This window comes from Mycobacterium sp. C31M, from assembly GCF_053345865.1.
The window spans coordinates 364,377-385,379 of the sequence record NZ_JBKFAX010000002.1 but is presented as its reverse complement, the minus strand read 5'-3'; the positions used below and the strand labels follow the sequence as shown (position 1 = coordinate 385,379).

General features: G+C 66.6%; 19 protein-coding genes. 7 read left to right on the top strand and 12 right to left on the bottom strand.

Annotation, left to right across the window (positions count from 1 at the left end; genetic code table 11):
• Window position 1: 1 nt before the first annotated feature.
• From ACLBYA_RS04350 to ACLBYA_RS04305, 10 genes are read right to left on the bottom strand one after another with little or no spacing between them, the layout of a single operon-like run.
• Window positions 2-1,060, bottom strand: a complete 1,059-nt coding sequence (locus tag ACLBYA_RS04350; protein WP_447708122.1) for an Ldh family oxidoreductase — start codon at window positions 1,058-1,060, stop codon at window positions 2-4.
• Window positions 1,057-1,677, bottom strand: coding sequence for a 3-oxo-tetronate 4-phosphate decarboxylase (gene otnC / locus ACLBYA_RS04345; RefSeq protein WP_447708121.1), 621 nt, complete (start codon window positions 1,675-1,677; stop codon window positions 1,057-1,059). Before otnC ends, ACLBYA_RS04350 begins: the two co-directional genes overlap by 4 nt.
• Window positions 1,674-2,924 carry a 3-oxo-tetronate kinase gene (gene otnK / locus ACLBYA_RS04340; protein WP_447708120.1) on the bottom strand — a complete coding sequence of 417 codons (1,251 nt, stop codon included), beginning with the start codon at window positions 2,922-2,924 and terminating at the stop codon, window positions 1,674-1,676. The genes otnC and otnK overlap by 4 nt, the downstream gene beginning before the upstream one ends.
• Entirely contained in the window at window positions 2,921-3,580 is a 660-nt protein-coding gene (locus ACLBYA_RS04335) for a hypothetical protein (protein ID WP_447708119.1), read from the bottom strand. The genes otnK and ACLBYA_RS04335 overlap by 4 nt, the downstream gene beginning before the upstream one ends.
• The gene (locus ACLBYA_RS04330; protein ID WP_447708118.1) at window positions 3,577-4,653 is read right to left on the bottom strand and encodes an isocitrate/isopropylmalate dehydrogenase family protein; all 1,077 of its coding nucleotides are present in this window, start codon (window positions 4,651-4,653) and stop codon (window positions 3,577-3,579) included. Before ACLBYA_RS04330 ends, ACLBYA_RS04335 begins: the two co-directional genes overlap by 4 nt.
• A gap of 11 nt (window positions 4,654-4,664) precedes the next feature.
• On the bottom strand, window positions 4,665-5,087 hold the full coding sequence (locus ACLBYA_RS04325) for a cupin domain-containing protein (RefSeq protein ID WP_447708117.1): 423 nt from the start codon (window positions 5,085-5,087) through the stop codon (window positions 4,665-4,667).
• Window positions 5,088-5,097: 10 nt separating this feature from the next.
• Window positions 5,098-6,516, bottom strand: coding sequence for an NAD-dependent succinate-semialdehyde dehydrogenase (locus tag ACLBYA_RS04320; RefSeq protein WP_447708116.1), 1,419 nt, complete (start codon window positions 6,514-6,516; stop codon window positions 5,098-5,100).
• Window positions 6,513-7,613 (bottom strand): ABC transporter ATP-binding protein, encoded by a 1,101-nt coding sequence (locus tag ACLBYA_RS04315; RefSeq protein ID WP_447708115.1) that lies wholly within the window; start codon window positions 7,611-7,613, stop codon window positions 6,513-6,515. The genes ACLBYA_RS04320 and ACLBYA_RS04315 overlap by 4 nt, the downstream gene beginning before the upstream one ends.
• Window positions 7,606-9,384, bottom strand: a complete 1,779-nt coding sequence (locus ACLBYA_RS04310) for an ABC transporter permease (RefSeq protein WP_447708114.1) — start codon at window positions 9,382-9,384, stop codon at window positions 7,606-7,608. The genes ACLBYA_RS04315 and ACLBYA_RS04310 overlap by 8 nt, the downstream gene beginning before the upstream one ends.
• 21 nt (window positions 9,385-9,405) lie before the next feature.
• The gene (locus tag ACLBYA_RS04305) at window positions 9,406-10,551 is read right to left on the bottom strand and encodes an ABC transporter substrate-binding protein (RefSeq protein ID WP_447708113.1); all 1,146 of its coding nucleotides are present in this window, start codon (window positions 10,549-10,551) and stop codon (window positions 9,406-9,408) included.
• Window positions 10,552-10,824: 273 nt separating this feature from the next.
• Between ACLBYA_RS04305 and ACLBYA_RS04300 the strand changes: the two genes are divergently transcribed.
• From ACLBYA_RS04300 to ppnP, 4 genes are read left to right on the top strand one after another with little or no spacing between them, the layout of a single operon-like run.
• Window positions 10,825-11,751, top strand: a complete 927-nt coding sequence (locus tag ACLBYA_RS04300; protein WP_447708112.1) for an FCD domain-containing protein — start codon at window positions 10,825-10,827, stop codon at window positions 11,749-11,751.
• Between the two features lie 42 nt (window positions 11,752-11,793).
• On the top strand, window positions 11,794-14,418 hold the full coding sequence (acnA, locus tag ACLBYA_RS04295; protein ID WP_447708111.1) for an aconitate hydratase AcnA: 2,625 nt from the start codon (window positions 11,794-11,796) through the stop codon (window positions 14,416-14,418).
• Window positions 14,415-15,179 (top strand): fumarylacetoacetate hydrolase family protein, encoded by a 765-nt coding sequence (locus ACLBYA_RS04290; protein ID WP_447708110.1) that lies wholly within the window; start codon window positions 14,415-14,417, stop codon window positions 15,177-15,179. Before acnA ends, ACLBYA_RS04290 begins: the two co-directional genes overlap by 4 nt.
• A gap of 14 nt (window positions 15,180-15,193) precedes the next feature.
• On the top strand, window positions 15,194-15,475 hold the full coding sequence (gene ppnP / locus ACLBYA_RS04285) for a pyrimidine/purine nucleoside phosphorylase (RefSeq protein ID WP_447708109.1): 282 nt from the start codon (window positions 15,194-15,196) through the stop codon (window positions 15,473-15,475).
• On the opposite strand, the gene ACLBYA_RS04280 is transcribed toward ppnP, so the two are convergent.
• A complete protein-coding gene (locus ACLBYA_RS04280; protein WP_447708108.1) occupies window positions 15,472-16,371 on the bottom strand; it encodes an oxygenase MpaB family protein in 900 nt (299 codons plus the stop codon). The two genes, ppnP and ACLBYA_RS04280, sit on opposite strands and share 4 nt — an antisense overlap.
• A 207-nt stretch (window positions 16,372-16,578) precedes the next feature.
• Here ACLBYA_RS04280 and ACLBYA_RS04275 point away from each other — a divergent pair, with 207 nt between their 5' ends.
• A complete protein-coding gene (locus ACLBYA_RS04275; RefSeq protein ID WP_447708107.1) occupies window positions 16,579-17,796 on the top strand; it encodes a TetR/AcrR family transcriptional regulator in 1,218 nt (405 codons plus the stop codon).
• Here the strand turns inward: ACLBYA_RS04275 and menJ are convergent.
• Complete coding sequence (gene menJ / locus ACLBYA_RS04270; protein WP_447708106.1) at window positions 17,789-19,009, bottom strand: menaquinone reductase; 1,221 nt, start codon at window positions 19,007-19,009, stop codon at window positions 17,789-17,791. The two genes, ACLBYA_RS04275 and menJ, sit on opposite strands and share 8 nt — an antisense overlap.
• A gap of 20 nt (window positions 19,010-19,029) precedes the next feature.
• On the opposite strand from menJ, the gene grcC1 reads away from it, so the two are divergent.
• Window positions 19,030-20,037, top strand: coding sequence for a nonaprenyl/(2E,6E)-farnesyl/geranylgeranyl diphosphat synthase (gene grcC1 / locus ACLBYA_RS04265; protein WP_447708105.1), 1,008 nt, complete (start codon window positions 19,030-19,032; stop codon window positions 20,035-20,037).
• Window positions 20,038-20,102: 65 nt separating this feature from the next.
• Complete coding sequence (htpX, locus tag ACLBYA_RS04260; RefSeq protein ID WP_447708104.1) at window positions 20,103-20,969, top strand: zinc metalloprotease HtpX; 867 nt, start codon at window positions 20,103-20,105, stop codon at window positions 20,967-20,969.
• The last annotated feature ends 34 nt before the right edge of the window (window positions 20,970-21,003 follow it).

Below are 21,003 nucleotides of genomic sequence, written 5' to 3'. Positions count from 1 at the left end.
TCTACCGCCCGTCCAGGCCGTTGACACCGGCGTCGGCGGCCAGATTGTTGATCTCGGCGATGGTGGCTTCGGGCAGCGTGATGTGTCCGTCGGCCCGCTCGACGGCGCGGTTCTCCAGCTCACCGGGCACCAGGATCTCCTGGCCAGGTGCGGCGGGGCAGTGCTTCACGGTCGCGATCAGATCCTCCATCCGGGTCCCGAACTCCGCGACCGGCATGATCGCGGCGATGTTGATCGCGATGACGAGGTGGCCACAGCCGCTGCGCCGGTCGGGTACATAGGGACCGACGATGTCGGTGGCCGACGAACTGCCCGTCAGCACCCCGGACAGCACGTCCATCATGAACGAGATCGCGTAGCCCTTGTGCCCTGCCATCGGCAGGATGACCCCGTCGATCGCCGCCTGCGGGTCGGTGGTCGGCAGCCCGGATGTGTCGATCGCCCAGCCCTCGGGTATCCGCGTGCCCTTTTCCTTTGCGGCGTATATCTTTCCGCGTGCAACACCGGTGTTGGCGATATCCAGCACGACGGTGCCGTGCTCACCGCCGGGTACCGCGATGGACCACGGGTTGGCACCGATCATCTTCTGGGTGCCGCCCCATGGCGCCATCGCCGGGCTGCCGTTGGTGGTCAGAATGCCGACGCAGCCGCGGTCGGCCAGCAGTCGGGTCCAGTAGGCGGCCGTCCCGAAGTGGTTGCTGTTGCGCACCGCCACGACGCCGACACCGAACTTCTGCGCCGACTCGGCTGCGATGTCGATTGCATGCTTGGTGACGACCTGGCCGATGCCCTCGCACCCGTCCAGCACGGTGACCGCACCGAAGGTGTTCAGATACCGGGTCTCGGTGACCGCCGTCATCGCGCCGGCACGCACCCGGGCGACATACCAGGGCAGACGTAACATCCCGTGTGACGGGTGGCCCCACATATCGGAGGTCACCAGCGATTCGGCGACCAGGACGGCATCGGCGTGAGGCACACCATGTGCGCCGAGAATCGCTGCGCCACAGGCAGCGACATCCTGGGCGGAAAACTGGCGGGCTTCGACCTGGACAGTCATCGGTACAACTCCTCTAGTCGTCGGACTTCGTCATCGGCGACCGGCGCTACGGCCTGGCCGCGTAACAGCAGGGACAGTTTGGCGGTCTCTTCGATCTCCTCCAGCGCATCGGCGGCCGCGGCCAGGTCGATGCCGGACACCACGGGGCCGTGATTGGCCAGCAGTATCGCATGATGGGTGGCGGCGGTGAGTTCGGCCAGTGCGCCCAGGGTTTCGTCGCCCGGCGCGTGGTACGGCAGCAGCGGTAGCCGGCCGACCCGCATGGCGTAATAGGCCGTCAACGGTGGCAACACATTCGTGGTGTCTGCGTTGTGCAGGCACGACACGGCCACCGAATAGGTGCTGTGGGTGTGTACTACAGCGCGCGCCGTCGGTCGGGCCCGATACACGGCCAGGTGTAGGAAGGCTTCCTTGGTCGGATTCGGACCCGAGAGACGGCGGCCGTCGAAGTCCAACCGGGACAGCTGATCACGCTTCAGTCTGTCCAGCGCAACCCCGGTCGGAGTCATCAGGACTGTTCCATCGCAGTCGACGGCGCTGAGATTTCCGGTGCGCCCGAAGGTCAAACCGCGCCGGAAGAAGGACGCGCCCAGATCCACGATGTCATCGGCTATCACGACAACACCTCACATGTGGCGGCGCGCACCAGCAGGTCCTCGCTGCCGAAGTTCCCGGATTTGAGTAGCAGTGAGACAGCGTGATCGCTTGTGCTGCACCACGGCACGCCGGGATCGGCCTCAGCGTCGACGACCACCGACCGGATGCCGAGCGCATCCACCACGGCGCCGGAGGTCTCACCGCCGGCGACGACGATGCGCCGCGCCCCGGCGTCGACGGCCGTCCTGGCCAGCACACCCATGGTGGACTCCAGCTCGTCGGCCACGATCGGATCGGCCGGGCCTCGATCATGCGACGGAGCCGACGAGTACATCAGTACCGGCTTGTCGCCGAGATGCTCGAGCAGCCACTCGCGTGCCGGGCCCAGCAGCTCGGTCGGGGACGCGACGGTGCGCGGATCGAGCCGGTACGAGTCGAACCGGTCTCTGGCATAGGCGACCTGGCCCAGAGTGGTCTGCGAGCAGCTGCCCGCGAACACCACCGTCGGCGCGTCGGGTGCGGACAGTTGCCGCGGGTCGGCGTGGTCGGCTGTGTGCTCGACGAGCACTTTGCCCAGTGCCCCGGCCAGGCCGGCACCGCCGGTGATGACGGGAGATCCTTCGATTGCCCGTGCGATGGTGTCGAGGTCACCTTCGTCCAGTGCATCCACCACTACGTAGCGGCTGTCGCTCTGCCGCGCCAGCGCCTCGGACACCGCTTCGGGTCCGAGCTGGATGTCCTGCCATCGCACCGCTCCGACGCGATGTGGGGTCTGGGCAGTCAGCAGGTTGACCACGCTGGACTCGGTCATCGGGGTCAGCGGATGGTGACGCATCGACGACTCCGAGAGCAGCTCGTCGTTGACGAAAAGCCGGCCTTGGTACACGGTCCGACCGTGCTCGGGGGTGGCCGGGCAGACGACGGCGGTACCGCTGTCGGCGGCGTCGATGAGGGCGTCGGCAACCGGCCCGATGTTCCCCGCCGGGGTCGAGTCGAAGGTGGAGCAGTACTTGAAATACACGGTCTGCACGCCGACCGAGCCGACCAGCCAGTGTCGGGCGGCCACTGACATCTTCACCGCGGCCTCCGCATCCAGGGCGCGGGTCTTCAGCGCGACGACGACGGCATCGCAGTCGGCGAGGACCTGATCGTCGGCAGGGGCGCCGAACAACAGCACGGTGCGCAGTCCCTGCCGCCGCAGGGCCGCTGCCACATCCGTGCCGCCGGTGTAATCGTCGGCGATGCAGCCGATCGTGGGCGTGCTCATGACCCGGCCAATCGTTGCGCCACCGCGCGGGCGGCGTACCGGGGCGGGCTGACGACGGCGGTCCCGGTCTTGGCCGCCAGTTCGTCGGTCACCGGGCTCAACGAATACTGCGCGATGCACAGTAGGTCGAAATCGCCGCCCGCGGAGTCGACTCCGGCGGCCAGCGCGGCCATCAGACGCACCTGATCACCGGCCGAGGCCGCCTCGGCGGCACCGGCGCAGAACACCGGCACCACCTCGACCGTGTCATTCAGCGCCTCGCGCAGCCGGGACGTGCTGTCGGCGGTGGCAGCCTGCAAGGACGCCAGTACGGCAACTCGGCGCGGCGCGCGGGCGGCGATCTCTGCCATCATGTCGGCATCCGAGCTGAAAACCGGCACCGTGAAGAGCCGTTCGGCCACGGGTTGGGTGTCTCCGTACATCGAGCACACCATGAGCACCGCCTCGGCACCGCCGTCCACAGCGTGTCTGACCAGGTTGAGCATCCGGTCCCGAAGCCGCGGGGTCATATCGCCGGCGGTATCGGCGTCGGAGCCGAGACGGTCGTCGACCAGGTTCCACACCCGCACGTCGGGAAGTTCGGTGCGCAGTGCCGCGGCGGTCGGTGCCATCGACGCGGTCGTGGTGTGCACGACCGCGATCAGGGGACCGCTCACTGTCCGGAGATGAACTGTGCCACAGCGGCGCCGAACTCCTTGGTGCCGGTGCTGCCGCCCATGTCCGGGGTCATCGTTCCGGCCTTGACGGTCGCCTCGACGGCGCCCTCGACCAGTTCGGCCGCCTTGAGCAGGGTGGCGTCGTCGTGCCGGGCGCCCAACCACTGCAGCAGCATCCCCGAGGACAGGATCATCGCGATCGGGTTGGCGATGTTGCGTCCGGCGATATCGGGTGCCGAACCGTGCGCGGCCTGCGCCATCGCCTTGTCCAGCGACGCGTTGATCGACGGGGCGATACCCAGCGACCCGGCCAGCTCGCCGGCCAGGTCGGACAGGATGTCGCCGAACATGTTCTCGGTGACGATGACATCGAACACGTTGGCGCGGCGAACAAGATGCACTGTCATGGCATCGATGTGGTAGTCGTCGACCTCGACGTCGGGGTAGTCGGCGGCAATCTCGCGGCACACGTCACGGAACAGACCGGTGGTCAGCCGCAAGACGTTGGCCTTGTGCACGATGGTCAGCTTGCGTCGGCGAGCCTGGGCGAGGTCGAAGGCGACCTTGGCGATCTTCTCCACGGCGGAGCGGGTGATGATGCCCATCGCGATCGCGGTGTTCTCGTCGGGCATGTACTCACCGGTGCCCGCGAAAGTGTTGCGATCGGCGTAGAAGCCCTGAGTGTTCTCCCGCACGATCACCAGATCCGTGCCCGGGACCACGGCTTTGGCGCCTTCGAAGGACTTGGCCGGCCGGATGTTTCCGAACAGTCCGAAGTGCTTGCGTAGCGTGCCACTCGGGTTCAGCTGCGATTTGAACGGTTCGGGGTAGGAGGCACTGTCGTGCGGCCCGAGCACCCAGGCGTCCATGCCGGCAAGTGCCTGCAGGGTTTCGTCCGGGGTGTGGCTGTTGTGCGTGTCGATCGCGGTGCGGCCGAGCGGCAACGTGACCCAGTCTGCCTTGGGGGCACCGGCCGCGGCCAAGGCGGCGTCGACGACCTCGACTGAGGCCGGCACGATCTCAGGCCCGATGCCGTCGCCCTCCAGCAGTCCCAGGCGCAATGTGTCGGTCATGACGTTTCCTTTCAGTTGACGGCGGTGCCGTGTTCTTGGTCGATGCGGGTGGTGACGCCGGTGGCTACGATGGTGCGGTCGGCGTCGATGGATGCGTAGGTCCAGAAGATGTGCAGTTCCTCGGTGTCGGAGGCATTCTGGAAGAAGTGCGGGATCCCGGCCGGGATGAATGAGGTATCGCCGGTGTTGACCGGATACAGCTCGCCGTCGATGTGCGCAACGGCGGAACCACGCAGGATCAGTACCGATTCATCACAGTTGTGGAAGTGCTCGGGAATGGCGGTGCCCGCGGCGAACATGGTGATGCCGTTGAGGAAATCCTTCGCGCCTACCCGCTGGCTGACCATCGGTATGGTGCGGGCGCCGCCTCCGCGTTCACGCGGCGTGATCTCGGACGGACGCAGTATCGAGGCCGCTCGGCGGGTGTTGGTCATTTTCTGGCTCCTACTCTGAGGCGGGCGCGTCGGCGGCGGGTTTGTCCATGGCCCACCAGGTGCGGACGTTGACGAATTCCCGGATACCCGGTGCGGCGAGTTCGCGACCGTAGCCACTGCGTTTGGTGCCACCGAACGGCATACGCGCATCTGAGGCCACGATCGCATTGATGAAGCAGGCACCGGAGGTGATGCGCCGCCCGACCGCCACGGCCGCGTCGACATCACCGCTCCACACACTGGCCCCCAGACCGAACGGGGTGTCATTGGCAACGGCGACGGCCTCGTCCGCATCGGCTACCACGATGATGGTCGCGACCGGACCGAAGACCTCTTCGCCGTACACCGACATTCCCGGCCGGACACCACCCAGAATCGTTGGTGGGTAGAAGAATCCGTTGCTCTCGGGGTCATAGGTACCGCCGGCCAGCAGGCTGGCGCCCTGGTCGACGGCCGTCTGCACCTGTGTGGCGACTCCGTCTCGCAGGTCGCGGCGAGCCATCGGGCCGATATCGGTGGCCACGTCCTCGGGATCGCCGACCCGCAGCTGCGCAGTTTCCGCCACCACCAGTGCGGTGAACTCCTCGGCGACCGACGCTTCGACGATGAACCGCTTGGGCGATATGCAACTCTGGCCGGCGTTGAGGAAGCGGCCCTTGACGGCCAGATGCGCCACTCGCGGCAGGTCCGCGTCGGCCAGCACGATGAACGGATCAGACCCGCCGAGCTCGAGTACCGACTTCTTGATCTCGCGTCCGGCAAGTGCTCCGACGGCGCTGCCGGCGCGCTCGCTGCCGGTGATCGTCACGGCGCCGATTCGCGGATCGCTGATCAGTTTCTCGGTGACGGCGGGGACGTCGGACTCGGCAACGACCAGCGCGGTGAACAGCCCATCGGGCAACCCGGCGTCCGACAGGATCTCCTGGCATGTCAGTGCCGCGCCGGTGGTGTTCGGTGAATGCTTCAGCAGCGCAGCATTTCCCGCCATCAATGCCGGCGCGGCGAACCGGAAAACCTGCCACAACGGGAAGTTCCAGGGCATCACGGCCAGCACGACACCGACGGGCTCATAGGACACCCAGGCGCGATCCGCGGAGGTCTGGTAGACCTCATCGGCCAGGTAGCCCGCGGCGTTGTCGGCGTAGTACTCCAGTCCCGTCGCGCATTTGTGCACCTCGGCGATCGCCTCGGCCAGCGGTTTGCCCATCTCGCGGGTGACCAGCAACGCCAGTTCGGTGCTGCGCTCTCGCAGCAGCCGGGCGGCGTGACGCAGGATCTCGGCACGTGCCCCGAAACCGACCTGTGCCCAGTCCTCCTGGGCCAGGTTCGCGGAGTCCACGACGTAGTCGATCTCGGTGTCGCTCATCACCGGGTAGGTGGAGAGCACGGTACCGGTCGACGGGTTGACGGTGGTGATCACATCGGTCATGCCGGCACGGCCTGCTTCTGCGGGTACAGGAAGATGTTCTCCGGGTCGATCACCAGGTCCACCTCGCCCTGATGCCCGGGCTTGAGGCAGTCGGCGTGCACCGTCGAGGTACCCACCGACAGCAGGTACTCGTACTTGGAGCCGACATACTGGACGCTGTCCACGCTGGCGCGGACCACGTTGAGGCCGTCGGCCGGTACGTGTCCGGCACCGGCGATGCTGACCCGCTCCGGGCGCACCGCGACCGACACCGCATCGCCGGAGTGCACATCCATCCGGCCGGTGGCGTGCACGATCTGCCCGGTGGCCTCCAGCTGTACCTTGGCGTCGTTGCCGCCGGCCTCGACGACCTTGCCGTCCAGGAAGTTGCAGTTGCCGACGAAGCTGGCGACCTCGCGTGCGGCGGGCTGTTCGTAAATCTCAGTGGGAGAGGCGATCTGGACCATCTCTCCCTTGGCCATCACCGCGATCCGGTCGCTCATGGCCAGGGCTTCCTCCTGGTCGTGGGTGACGTAGATGGTGGTGATGCCGACCTCGGACTGCAGCGCCTTGAGCCACGCGCGGGCCTGCTCGCGCAGCTTGGCGTCCAGATTGGACAGCGGCTCGTCGAGCAGCAGCAGCCGGGGCGAATAGACCAGTGCGCGGGCCAGAGCGACACGCTGCTGCTGGCCGCCGGACATCTCGTGCGGGTAGCGTCCGCGCAGGTGCAGCAGGTCGACCTTCTCCAGAGCGTCGTCGATGAGTTCGTTGCGCCGTGCCTTGGCCACCTTGCGCAGCTTGAGCGGCAGGTCCAGATTGTCGGCGATGGTCATGTGCGGCCACAGCGCGTAGGACTGGAACACCATGCCCAGGTTGCGGCTTTCCGGGAGTACGAACGTGTTGTCCTTGCCGCTGAAGAACACCGTGTCGTCGAGCTCGATGGTGCCCTCGTCCGGTGATTCCAGGCCGGCGATGCAGGCCAGCGTCGTGGACTTGCCGCAGCCGCTGGGGCCCAGCAGGGTGAAGAACTCCCCGTCGTGCACGTCGAAGTTGATATCGCGCAGGACCTGGTTTGCGTTGAACGTCTTGTTGACGTTCCTTACTCGTAGATTAGGCATTGGAGGTCGAACCTTTCAGGAGGCGGGTGGCGATCGAGACGAAGACGATGGTGATAAGGATCTGGATGGTGGCCAGGGCCGCAACGGATCCCGCGTTGCCCTCGGCCCACAGCTGCAGCGCGGTGGTGCCGATGACGTTGGTCTGGGAATTGGCCAGGAACACCGCCGGGGAGTACTCCTTGATCATCGTGACGAACACGAGGATGAAGGCACCCGCGAACGCGGGCAGGATCAGCTTGCCCAGCACCTTGGTGAAGGTGCGGAACCAGTCGGCGCCGGTGACCCGGGCGGCGTTGTCGAGCTCCTCGCCGATCTGCATGAGCAGCGGCGAGATGTTGCCGTAGGCGGTGGGCAGCGCCCGCAGACCGAACGCGATGACCAGGATCCAGATGGTGCCCGACAGCAGCCCGGACAGCCAGCCCGGTGAGTAGGCCAGCGCCCAGAAGAAGCCGATGCCGACGATCAGGCCGGGCATCGCCTGCGGTGCCAGGGCCAGGTACTCGACGAGCTTGTTGCCCTTCATCTTCGAACGCCGTGCCACCAGCACCGCGAGGATGGCCAGGACGCTGATCACCACTGCGCCCACGACGGCGATGACGATGCTGTTGACGATCGACATGTAGTACGACGTGTAGCTGAAGATCGGCCGGTAGTTCTCGAAGGTCATGGTCGAGAAGGGCGATTTCAGCGGGGTCAGGACCAGGGTGAAGGACCGGAAGACCAAGGCGCCCAGCGGAAGCAGTGCACCGACGATCAGGTACACGGCGATGAAGATCACCGAAACCCACTTGATCCAGCCGAGATCGAACTGGCGCGGCCGGGTCGCCTTGCCGCGCACCGAGACGAAGCGCTGCGAGTTCTTCAGCAGTTTGGACTGCATGGCCACCAGGCCGACGGTCACCAGCAGGATCAGCACCGATGCCGCGCCCAGCACGCCGTAGTCCGGATCGATCGACTGCAGTCCGTTGGTGTACAGGAAGGTGGAGAACACCGAGATATCGGCGGGCATACCGAACAGCAGTGGTACCGAGAGTGTTTCGATGGACATCGAGATGATCAGCACCGAGCTGTAGACGATCGGTGGGCGCAGCATGGGCACCACCACCGACCACAGGATGCGCAGCGGGCCGGCCCCGCAGACCCGCGCGGCGGACTCCAGTGAGTTGTCGGACTGATTGAGTGCGCCGACGCAGAAGGTGAAGGCGATGGGTGCCAGCGCGACCGCTTCGGTGAGCGCCATACCCGGGATCGAGTACAGGTTCCACGGCACGAAACCCAGCAGTTCGCGGGCCTGCACGCTGACGAAACCGCCGGGGCCGTACAGGATGATCCAGCCGAAGCCGAGCAGCAGCGAGGAGATGTAGAACGGCCATTTCATCGAACCGGCGATGAGCCGGCCCAGCGGCAGTTTGGTGCGGGTGACGACGATGGCCATCGGCACCGCGAACAACTGGGCCAGCAGCACGGTCAACCCGGCGAACAGGACGGTGTTGAGAATGACATCACCGAAGCCGGCCTCGGTGAACAGTCGCGAGTAGTTGTCCAGGGTGAGCAGGCCGCCGACCTCATAGAGTGGGCGGTCGACGATCGACTGGTAGATGGTCGGGACCACCGGGGCCAGCACGAACAACGCCAGGATGGCGAGCACGGCGTACTGGATCAGGGTGTCGCGGCCCATGTTCCGGAATCTGCGGTAGCGCGGGCTGCCGAGTTCGCCGGGGGTGGGCCGGACGAACGGCGACGAGATCTCAGGGGGTGTGGCAAGGCTCATGATGTGTGTGCTCTCTTCGGATCAGCCGGCTTGTAGGGATTGCCAGCGCTCGGAGAAGGCATCGATCTCCTCGTCGGTGGCCTTGGTGTACGGAACGAAGATCGTGTTCTCGATACCGACGGACTCCACGACCTCCGAGTAGGTGGCCACGCCGTCCTCGGCGCGCGAGACACCGTCGCGGTACGCGGTGAGACCGCCTTCAGAGACGGCACTCTGACCGGTCTCGGACATGACGAAGTCCAGGAAGAGTTTGGCGGTGGCCTCGTGCGGGGCGCCGTCGGCGATACCGATGCCGCGCCGTAGCAGCGGGGTGCCGTCGTCGGGGAACACGGCCTTGATCAGCCCGCCGGTGCGCACCTCGGCGGTGAGGGCGGGGGAGCCCATGAAGAAGCCGACGGTGTACTCACCGGAGGTGACCTTCTCGACCATGCCGCCGGTGGAGGTCTCGTTCTTGGAGAACGGCAGGATGGTGGCCAGCTCTGCCCACGCCACATCGGGGTTGTTCTCGACGAACGCGCGGGTGACGGTGAATCCGAAGGCTCCCTTGGGGTTTCGTACCGCGATCTGTCCGTTGTAGTCCTCGGGATGCTTGGTGACCTTGGCCGCCAGATCGGCGATGCCGGTCGGCGCCTCCTCTGCGGTCAGCAACGCGGTGTTGTAGACCATCGAGATCGGATCCACCGACAGTGTGTAGACATTCGGCATGGGCTGCGCGAAGTCCGGGAGATTCGGCAGTTCGGGCGAGGCGTAGTCGACCAATGTGCCGGGGCGGTCGGCGAAGTCGGCCCAGGCGTCGGCGGCGTTGCTCACCACGATATCGGCGGAGTCCTGGCCGATCGCCTGTTCGGAGAGCACCCGCTGGAACACCTCGTCGGAGTCCAGGTTGGTGGCATTGATGCTGCCGACCCACGGAAACTCCTCCTGGAAGGCGTCGATGATCGGCGCCCAGCTCTGCTGGTCGGTGTTCGAGTAGATCGTCAGCTCGCCGCCCTCGGCCTTGGACGCGTCGATCAGGGCCGAATAGTCCGCGGGGTAGTAGTCGGGCAGCTCGGGCTGGACGTCGGAATAGTCGCCGGCGGCCGCGCATGAGGTGAGCGCGAACGCCGCGACAGCAGCGACCAGCGCAGTGGCCGCTCGGGCGCGGTGACGCGGGGAAGTGATGGACACGATCTTCGATGACCTTCCTGCTGTGGGACCGCCGATGTGAACTGGCTCACGGTCGGGGTGTCGTTAGGAGTGTGCGCCCAAATTGGTCGCCCTGTCAACCGGTTGACCTTTTGGGGGCTAGTTATTTGTACTTATTCGACTAGAAATACAATATGGTCGCCATCACATTCAAAGTCAACAGCGGCTCCGAACACGGTGGTTTTGCCTTCACAACAAGGCCTGCGCCGCTTGTACGATCGGCGCTCGGAGTCCAAACCGGATCGTGGAGGTGTCATGGCTGCCAGTGGCAGTGCGGCGAGTGGGCTGCTCTCGACCAGGGTCTCGCCGACCGCGATGGCCACCCGCGTCGTCGACCTGATCCGTGCGAATGGGTTGGAGGTCGGCGCGCACCTCACCGAGCAGTGGGTCGCCGACGAGTTGAACATCTCCCGGACCCCGGCCCGTCGCGCGCTGGCGTATCTCACCGAGATCGGCTTGGTCGAACGAACGCCGCGACGTGGATTCCATCTGGTGATGCCGGCCGCGGAACTCGCCCGTGCCACGGTGCACACCGAAGATGATGCCGACGAGCAGCTGTATTTCCGGATCATCGACGACCATCTCGGCGGACGGTTCGTCGAGTCGTTCACGACCACCGATCTCTGCCAGCGATACGCGCTGACCAACCGTCAGGCCAGCCTGGTCCTGGCCCGGATGGAGTCCGAGGACCTGATCCGGCGGCGTGCCGCCCGAGGCTGGGAATTCGTCCGCACGCTGTCCACCAATGAGGCGCATGACCAGAGCTATCGATTCCGCTTGATCATCGAACCGGCGGGCATCCGCGAACCGACTTTCGCGATCGATACACAGGGTTTCGCGTTGCATCGCGAACAGCAGGAATCATTGGTGCGCGGTAACGCCGTCCTGCTCTCGCGCAGCGAACTGTTCAGGTACAACGCGACATTCCACGAGATGGTGGCGGAGTGCTCAGGTAACGCCTACCTTGCCGACGCCGTTCGCCGGATCAACCGCATGCGTCGCATGATCGAGTACAACCACCAGGCCGACCGCGCCCGCATCGTCTCGCAGGCACGCGAACATCTACAGCTGCTCGACCTGCTCGAACGCGGTGACAACGAGGCCGCTGCGGTGTTCATGTTCAACCACCTCGACGTGGTCCGTGAGATCAAGACCGGTATTCCACACGATCCGCACGGCTGATCGATTGTTGTACTTCTTGGCGAATTAGTACAAACTGGTGTCATGGACACCGCAGTCGCCCTCGGTTCGGCCGCAGAGCTGGTGGTCGGCGACCGCCGGTATCACTACTTCCCGCTCGACTCGATCCTGTCCCCGGACGAACTCGCCGCTACTCCATATGCGCTCCGGATCCTCATCGAGAACATCGCCAGGCGCTCGCCCGATGCATTACCGACTGTCCTGGCGCGGCTGCGCGGGGCCGTCGCGGCGTGTGAAGCGCCGTTGCTGCCCAACCGAATCATGTTGCACGACACCACGTGCCTGCCGGCGCTGGCGGACTTCGCCGGCATGCGTGATGTCGTGGCCGACCTCGGCGGCGACCCTGCGGCGCTGCAGCCCGCCATTCCGGTCGACCTGACCGTCGACCATTCGGTGATCGCCGAGCACTACGGTCGACCCGACGCGGTCGAGCTCAACCTGGCCATCGACTTCCGCCGCAACGGGGAGCGGTACCGGTTCGTCAAGTGGGCCGAGAACACCCTCGATCAGTTCGGGGTGATCCCGCCGGGGACCGGGATCATCCATCAGGTCAACATGGAATCGCTGGCCACCGCTGTGTGGGTGGACACCGCGACCGAACCCGCGACGCTGCACCCGGACACCCTGGTGGCCACCGACAGCCACACCCCGATGATCAACTCGATCGGAATCCTGGGCTGGGGCGTCGGCGGGCTACAGGGGCAGGCAGCGATGCTCGGCGAGCCCGTGACGATCGGCTATCCCAGCGTGGTCGGTGTGGAATTGACCGGCCGGCTGCGTCCCGGGGTCACCGGAACAGATCTGGCGCTGACGTTGACCCAGATGCTGCGCGCGCACGGGGTGATCGACAAGTTCGTCGAGTTCCACGGGCCCGGCGCCCGCGGACTGGGCTGGGCCGACCGTGCCGCGGTATCCAACATGGCACCGGAATACGGGGCCACCGTCGCGCTGTTCCCGTCCGACGAGGAGACCATGCGCTTCCTTGCCGCGACCGGGCGGACGGTCGAACACCGCGAACTCGTCCGAACCTACCTGCATGCGAATCATCTTTTCTGCGAGTCCGATTCGCCGACCCCGCGTTATGACGAGCAGCTGTTCCTGGATCTCGAGACCGTGCAGACCACGCTTGCCGGGCCCACCATGCCGCACCAGCGGGTGCCGCTGTCGGACGTTACCGAATCGTTCCGGGCCGTTGCCGGCGCCGTCGAGGCGGCGAACGGGGGCTTCGGTGAACCGGTGCCCGCCGGCGCGGTGGCCGTCGCGGCCATCACCAGCTGTACCAACACCGCTAACCCGGCACTGATGATCGCAGCCGGACTGATCGCCCGCAACGCCGCCCGGCGCGGGTTGACCGTCAAGCCGTGGGTCAAGACCACACTGTCACCAGGCTCCCGCGTTGTCACCGAATACCTCACCGCCGCAGGGCTGCTCGATGACCTGGCGAAGCTGGGTTTCACCACCGTCGGATATGGCTGCATGACCTGCATCGGCAATTCCGGACCATTGCACCCGGCCCTGGAGACATTGGTCGAACAGGGTTTCACACCCGCGGCGGTGCTGTCGGGTAACCGTAATTTCCCCGGCCGGGTGCATCCGCGCCTGCAATACGGCTATCTCGCCTCGCCACCACTGGTGGTCGCGTACGCGCTGGCCGGCAGTGTGCTGCACGACTTCGAGACCGAACCGGTCGGGCACGATCACGCCGGCGCCGCGGTGTACCTGGCTGACCTGTGGCCCACCGATGTCGAGACCGCGCAGTGCGCGGCGCAGTACCTGCGACCGGAGATGTTCGCCGAGAACACCGACGCCATCCGGCACGGCACACAGGCCTGGCGTGAACTCGATGGCCAACAGGAGCTGAGGTACCGCTGGGATCCGGCCAGCACCTACATTCGTCGCCCGTCCTACCTGGAGAACATCGGTCCGGTGGCGCCCGAGGTACCGTCGGTGCTCGCCACCAGGACGCTGCTGCGGCTGGGTGACAACGTCACCACCGACCACATCTCACCGGCCGGTGCCATCCCGCGGGACAGTGCCGCGGCCGAGTATCTGCACAACGGCGGGGTCCAACCTCGCGACTACAACCAATACTCCACTCGCAGAAGCAACTTCGAGGTGATGGTGCGCGGCGCGTTCACCAACGCCGACGTCCGAAACCGGCTGCTGCCGCCCGGAGTCGGTGGAAAAGGCGCGTGGGCCCACACCGCCGACCGTTCGCAGGTGCTGCCGGTCTACCAGGCCGCCGCCACCTACGGCGATACCCCGATGGTGATCGTCGCGGGAGACAACTACGGCGCCGGTTCCAGCCGGGACTGGGCTGCCAAGGCGCCCGCACTGCTCGGCGTGCGCGCCATCATCGCCGGATCCTACGAGCGCATTCATCGCAGCAACATCATCGGGATGGGCATCTACCCGTTGCAGTTCGACCCGGCTCGCCCCATTCCCGACCTCGACGGCACCGAGACGCTCAATCTGTGCGGTCTGGACCGCATCACGGTGGGGCTCAACGACATCGCGCTGAACATCGTCGGCGAGGACGGGACCGTGGTGTCGCGGCCGCTGCGGCTGCGGGTCGACACCGTCAACGAGATCGAGTACCTGCGCCACGGCGGGACACTGCCCTACGTCATCCGAAAGCTGTTGTCATGAGATACGGACGGGTGCGCGTCGAGGGCGCCGAACGATGGTGTGTTGTCGGCGCGGACACGGTGCAGGTGCTGGACGGCAGCCCGTTCGGCGAGCACGCCGTCGACCGGGAGTACGCCCGCACCGAGGTGAGGCTGCTGGCACCCGTGGCTCCCTCGAAGATCTTCTGCCTGGGTCGTAACTACGCCGCCCACCGCGCCGAGATGGGCTATACCCACGACGGCAGTCCGTCGGTGTTCATGAAGGGACCGACCACGATCATCGGGCCGGACGACAGCGTCGTGCTACCGCCGACGAGCCTCAGCACGCACGTCGAACACGAGGCGGAACTGGCCTTTGTGATCGGCCGGACCGCGCGCAATGTGCGCGCCGACGAGGCCGACGATCACATCTTCGGTTATACCTGCGCCAACGATGTCAGCGCGCGGGACCTGCAGCGCAGCGACCCGCAACTGACCCGCGGCAAGGGCTTCGACACGTTCTGCCCGGTCGGGCCGTGGATCGAGACCGATGTCGAGTCGATCGCCGGAATCAGACTGCGCTGCAGCGTCAATGGCGAGCTGCGTCAGGACGGATCGACAGCGGACATGACGTATGACATCCCCTTCATCGTCGAATACCTGTCGGGTTTCGCGACCCTGCTGCCGGGCGACCTCGTGCTCACCGGCTCACCGGGTGGCAGTGCCGCGCTGCGCGACGGGGATCGCGTCGACATCGAGATCGAGGGCATCGGGACGCTGACCCATGGCGTCACCGCCGGCTGAGTTAGTCTTCGCCCATGTTCAAAGTCAACGAGTACTTCGACGGTTCTGTCGCATCGATCGCATTCGCGACCGCCGAGGGGCCCGCGACCGTCGGCGTCATGGCGGTGGGGGAGTACGAGTTCGGCACCTCGCAGCTGGAGATCATGAACGTCGTCAGCGGAGCGCTGACGGTCCGGCTGCCCGGCGCAGGCGAATGGGAAACCTTCGCCGCCGGAACACAGTTCACGGTCCCGGCCGACAGCAAGTTCATGGTGCGCGCCGAGGTCGAGACCGCCTATCTCTGCGAATACCGCTAGATCAGGGCCTTCTTGTTGCGTACCCGGCGCCGCACATCACCCAGCAGGATGTGACTGCCGCCGTGCCGGATGAACCGCGGGATGAAGCGGTTCACGAATGCCACGAACACGAACAGGTTCTCGAACCGGCGTTGGTCGACATCCGACCAGGCCAGACCCATGGCATCGCGGAACACCGGCGCGAGTGACCCGATGGTGAGGAAGCGCAGCAGTGGGGCGAAGGTCACCCGCAGCGGCCAGTTGATCATCTTCAGGTCGATCAGCGCCGTCAGGTACTCGCGGATGTGATCGTCGATGACCACCTGCCCGCAGGCGGTGTTCCAGTACTCGCCGAATGCCACCCGGGTAGCCGGCCACTGGTCCGCGGTGACCTGCAGAGTCGTCCCGAGCGGTTGTGCGGACAGATAGAACTGCTCGGCCTGCTCGGGTGACATCGCGCCGTGCAGAAGCTGGTAGGTGTCCTCGAACCCGACGAACAGACAGGCCGCCACCCAGAGTTGCAGTTCCCGGTTGAAGGCGTTGTAGCGGACCGGGCTGCTCTCGGTGGACTGCACCTGCCGATGCGCCACGTCGACCGCGGCGCGATAGGCCGCACGGTCCTCGTCGCTGCCCAGGATGGCCACGGCCAGGTACTGCGTGGTGGTCCGGGCGCGCTTCCACGGATGCTCCATCAGGCTGCCTGATTTGACCCGGCTCTCGGCCACGCCGTAACCGACCTCGGGCCGGGCCAGTTGCATCACGACGTTGGCGGCCGCTCCGGCGAAAGACCAGAAGTCGACCGCGTCGCTGATGGCGACCTCGCCGTGATCCCAGCGCGAGGTGCGCTGCGTGATGGTGATCCGGGTGTCGGCATCCGTCAGCTGCGGCCCCGGCTCGGGCTCGTGGTGCACAGACATCGCAGACCTCCCCTGTCCCATCAGCAGCCTGGCACAGCGATTGACGCCGACGCAAGCCCCTATGTGAATGACAATTCCTTGATGGCTGTCAGGGCCGGGTGGTCTGAATCACTCGGCTGCAATCTGACTCGACAGGCATCGATGCTGCGCGTGAAGGGTCATTCGTCATCCTGCCGAGCCTCTGGCGAATGCGTTACCGTTGGGGACATGTCAACCGTCGGTCGCCCCGTGCCGCCCACCGTGCGGCGCCGCCCACGCGACCGTAAGGCCCAGATCGTCAAGGCGTCGGCGGACGCCTTCAGCGCGCTCGGTTATCACGCGGTCAGCATGGAGGACATCGCGTCCCGGGTCGGCATCTCCGCCGCGGCGCTGTACCGGCATTCGCCCGGCAAGTACGAACTGTTCCGCGACGCCGTCGTCGGTCTCGGGCAGCAGTTGGTCGACGGCACCGAGATCGCAGAACCCGAGGCCGATCCCGCGGCACTGCTCGACGACCTCGTCGACGCGCTCGTCGACACAGCCATCGCCAACCGCAGCTCCGGCGGGCTGTACCGATGGGAGGGCCGCTACCTCAATGCGCCCGATCAGGCGATCCTCAACGGCCAGATCGAACTGGTCAACCGTCGGTTGCAGCAGCCACTGACCCAGCTGCGTCCCCAGCTGACCTCGCGCGAGCGGTGGACGCTGTCCTCGGCGGCGCTCAGTGTGATCGGCAGCGTCACCGATCACCGGGCCGGGTTGCCGCTGAGCGATATGCGCACCCTGCTGGCCGGCCTGGCGCACGCCGTGCTGTGGGCCGAACTGCCCGCGCAGGTCGACGACGGCGAACCGAAGCCGTTGCTGCAGAGCGGATCCGGGGTCGGCGGCAAGTACGAGATCCTGCTGCACGAATCGCTGCTGCTGTTTCACCGCAAGGGATTTCGCGAAACCAGCATGGAAGACATCGCCGCCGCGGTCGGCATGCAACCGTCCGGTATCTACCGGTTCTTCCCGGGCAAGGCCGATATCCTGGCGGCCTCCTACCGGCGCAGCGCCGACCGGGTGTCCGGCGACATCTCCACGGTCCTTGCGGTGGAAGCGGATCCGGATCGGGCGCTGGCCAAACTGATCGATCTGTACGTCGACCGCTCGTTCCGCGACCCCGAACTGGCCTACGTGTACTACACCGAACGCGGCAATGTGCCCGAGGCCGACCGCATGGTGCTGCGCAACATCCAGCGCGCCACCGTCGACGAATGGGCCCGCCTGCTCTCGGAGGCGCGCCCCGAATTCAGCCACGCCCAAGCGAGATTCGCCGTGCATGCGGCCTTCGGTCTGGTGGTCGATCTGGGCCGGCTGGTGCACTACGAGAACACCGAGCACTCCCGCGCCTGCGTCCGGACGATGATGGCGCTGACGCTGCTGGGCCGCGAACCGGTCAGCTGAACGGCGTGCGCTCGTCGAGCCGGCGCGACACCCGGCCCGCCGAACGCCATGCCCGCGCGATCCAGTCCTCGTCCTCGTCGGTGACCAGGTTGCCCATCATCCGTACCGCCACCTGCATCAGGAAATGCGAACGCAGCGCCACCGGCCCCACCGCGGGCAGGAAGCGGGGCAGTGTCAGCAGCAGCGCCAGCCGTCGTGCCGCGGAGAATCCGCGGGCGTAATGCTCGGTGAGCACCGCAGGCCAGGCCGCCGACAGGTCCCCGGAGCCGAGCAGTTCGGCGGCCAGCCGACCGGTCTCCAGGCCGTAGTCGATGCCCTCGCCGTTGAGCGGGTTGACGCAGGCCGCGGCGTCGCCGATCAGCATCCAGTTCGGCCCTGCGACCCCGCTGACCGCGCCGCCCATCGGCAGCAGCGCGGACAGACCGGCCCGTGGTTCGCCCTCGAAGCCCCACTCGTCGCGGCGCAGGTCGGTGTAGTACGACATCAGCGGGCGCAGCGCCGCGTCGGCGGGACGCTTGGCCGTCGCCAGTGCGCCCACCCCGATGTTCACCTCGCCGTTGCCGAGCGGGAAGATCCAGCCGTAGCCGGGCAGCACGTCGCCCTCCGGTGACCGCAGTTCCAGGTGCGAGGTGATCCACGGCTCGTCGGCCCGCGGTGTCTTGATATAGCCGCGAATCGCGGTGCCGTACACGGTGTCGCGGTGCCAGGTGCGGCCCAATGTCCGGCCCAGCGTGGAGCGTGCCCCGTCGGCGACGATCAGCTCGCCGACGGTGATCTCGGAACCGTCGTCCAGGATCAGCTCCGACACCCGGCCCGACGAGTCATGGCGGACGTCAACGGCTTTCGTGCCGAGTAGCATTTTGGCGCCGTCATCGGCGGCGACCATCCGGATTCGGTCGTCGAGCTCGGTGCGTGGCACCGCGCTGCTGACGGCGGGGAAGGACGGACCCGGCCAGCGCACCTCGACATCGGCGCCGAACCCCGACATCCGCAGTCCGTGGTGGCTGATGCGACCGCCCAGCCAGTCGCCCAGACCCAGCCGGCGCAGCTCGGCGATGGCGCGCGGGGTCAGTCCGTCACCGCAGGCCTTGTCGCGGGGAAACTGCGCCGAATCGATCATCAGGACGTCGCGACCTGCCCGAACAGCCCAGGCGGCCGCCGATGCACCGGCGGGCCCGGCGCCTACAACAACCACATCTGCTGGACTCGGCACCCTCCCAGTATGTTGGAACGATGAGGACACCGGCGAGCGTGGTGGCGGGCGTGGATTTCGGGGATGCCGAGTTCGCGGCGCGGGTGCGTGACGGCGTGGAACGTGTCGAAGACCTGATGTCCACCGAATTGGGCAAGGCGGATGTGCTGATGGCCGAGGCCGTCCAGCATCTGTTCCAGGCCGGTGGCAAGCGGTTCCGGCCGCTGTTCACGGTGCTGTCGGGCTCGTTGGGGCCACGGCCCGAGGACCCCGAGGTCATCATCGCCGGGGCGGTCATCGAGCTGGTGCACCTGGCGACGCTCTACCACGATGATGTGATGGACGAGGCCCAGGTCCGCCGTGGCGCGGACAGCGCCAACGCGCGCTGGGGCAACAACATCGCGATCCTGGCCGGCGACTACCTGTTCGCCACCGCCTCCCGACTGGTGTCGCGGCTGGGACCCGACGCGGTGCGCGTGATTGCCGACACATTCGCCCAGCTGGTGACCGGTCAGATGCGCGAGACCCGCGGTGCGGCCGGGGGCACCGACGAGATCGAGCACTATCTGAAGGTGGTGTACGAGAAGACGGCCTGTCTGATCGAGGCCTCGGGCCGGTTCGGGGCGACGTTCTCCGGTGCCGACACCGAGCAGATCGAGCGGCTGTCCCGGCTCGGCGGCATCGTCGGGACGGTGTTCCAGATTTCTGACGACATCATCGACATCGACAGCGATCCCGACGAGTCGGGCAAGCTTCCCGGCACCGACCTGCGCGAAGGCGTGCACACCCTGCCGGTGCTGTACGCGCTGCGCGAGGCCGGCGAGGACTCCGACCGGCTGCGCGTGCTGCTGGCCAAGCCGCTGGAAGACGATGCCGAGGTCGCCGAGGCACTGACCCTGCTGCGTCGCTCACCGGGGATGGCCAAGGCCAAGGAGACGGTGCGCGAGTACGCGCTGCGGGCCCGCGACGAACTGGCCAACCTGCCCGACGGTCCCGGCCGCGCGGCGCTGGCCACCCTGGTGGATTACACGGTCAACCGGCACGGCTAGTGCGGAACCCGCGGGGGCCGGTCGAACGTTAGCCAAGCGAAGACTTCTGTTGAGGAGGACCGCTGATGACCTGGCATCCCCATGCCAACCGATTGAAGACGTTCGTGCTGCTGGTCGGCATGTCCGCGCTCATCGTCTTCATCGGCTCCCTGTTCCAGAGCCGCTCGATCCTGATGCTGGCGGTGCTGTTCGCCGTCGGCATGAACGCCTACGTCTACTTCAACAGCGACAAGATGGCGCTGCGGGCCATGCACGCCCAGCCGGTCAACGAGATGCAGGCCCCGGCGATGTACCGCATCGTCCGCGAGCTGGCGACCACCGCGCGCCAGCCCATGCCACGGCTCTACATCAGCGACACTGCTGCACCCAACGCATTCGCCACCGGCCGCAACCCGCGTAACGCCGCGGTGTGCTGCACCACCGGCATCCTGCAGATTCTCGACGAACGCGAGCTGCGTGCGGTGCTGGGCCACGAGCTGTCGCACGTCTACAACCGCGACATCCTGATCTCCTGTGTGGCCGGTGCGCTGGCGTCGGTGATCACCGCGTTGGCCAATGTCGCGATGTTCGCCGGGATGTTCGGCGGGAACCGTGAGGGCGGTGTGAATCCCTTTGCCATGCTGTTGGTTTCGCTGCTCGGCCCGATCGCTGCCACCGTCGTCAAGCTGGCGGTGTCGCGGTCGCGCGAGTACCAGGCCGACCAGTCCGGTGCCGAGCTGACCGGTGATCCGCTGGCACTGGCCAGTGCACTGCGCAAGATCGCGTACGGGGTGCAGGCGGCGCCGCTGCCGCCTGAGCCGCAGTTGGCCGATCAGGCGCACCTGATGATCGCCAACCCGTTCCGGGCGGGGGAGAAGATCGGCAAGCTGTTCTCCACCCACCCGCCGATCGAGGATCGGATCCGTCGCCTGGAGCAGATGGCCCGCGGCTAGTTGCGATTTCGGCGCGTTTTCGTACGCTGCGCGT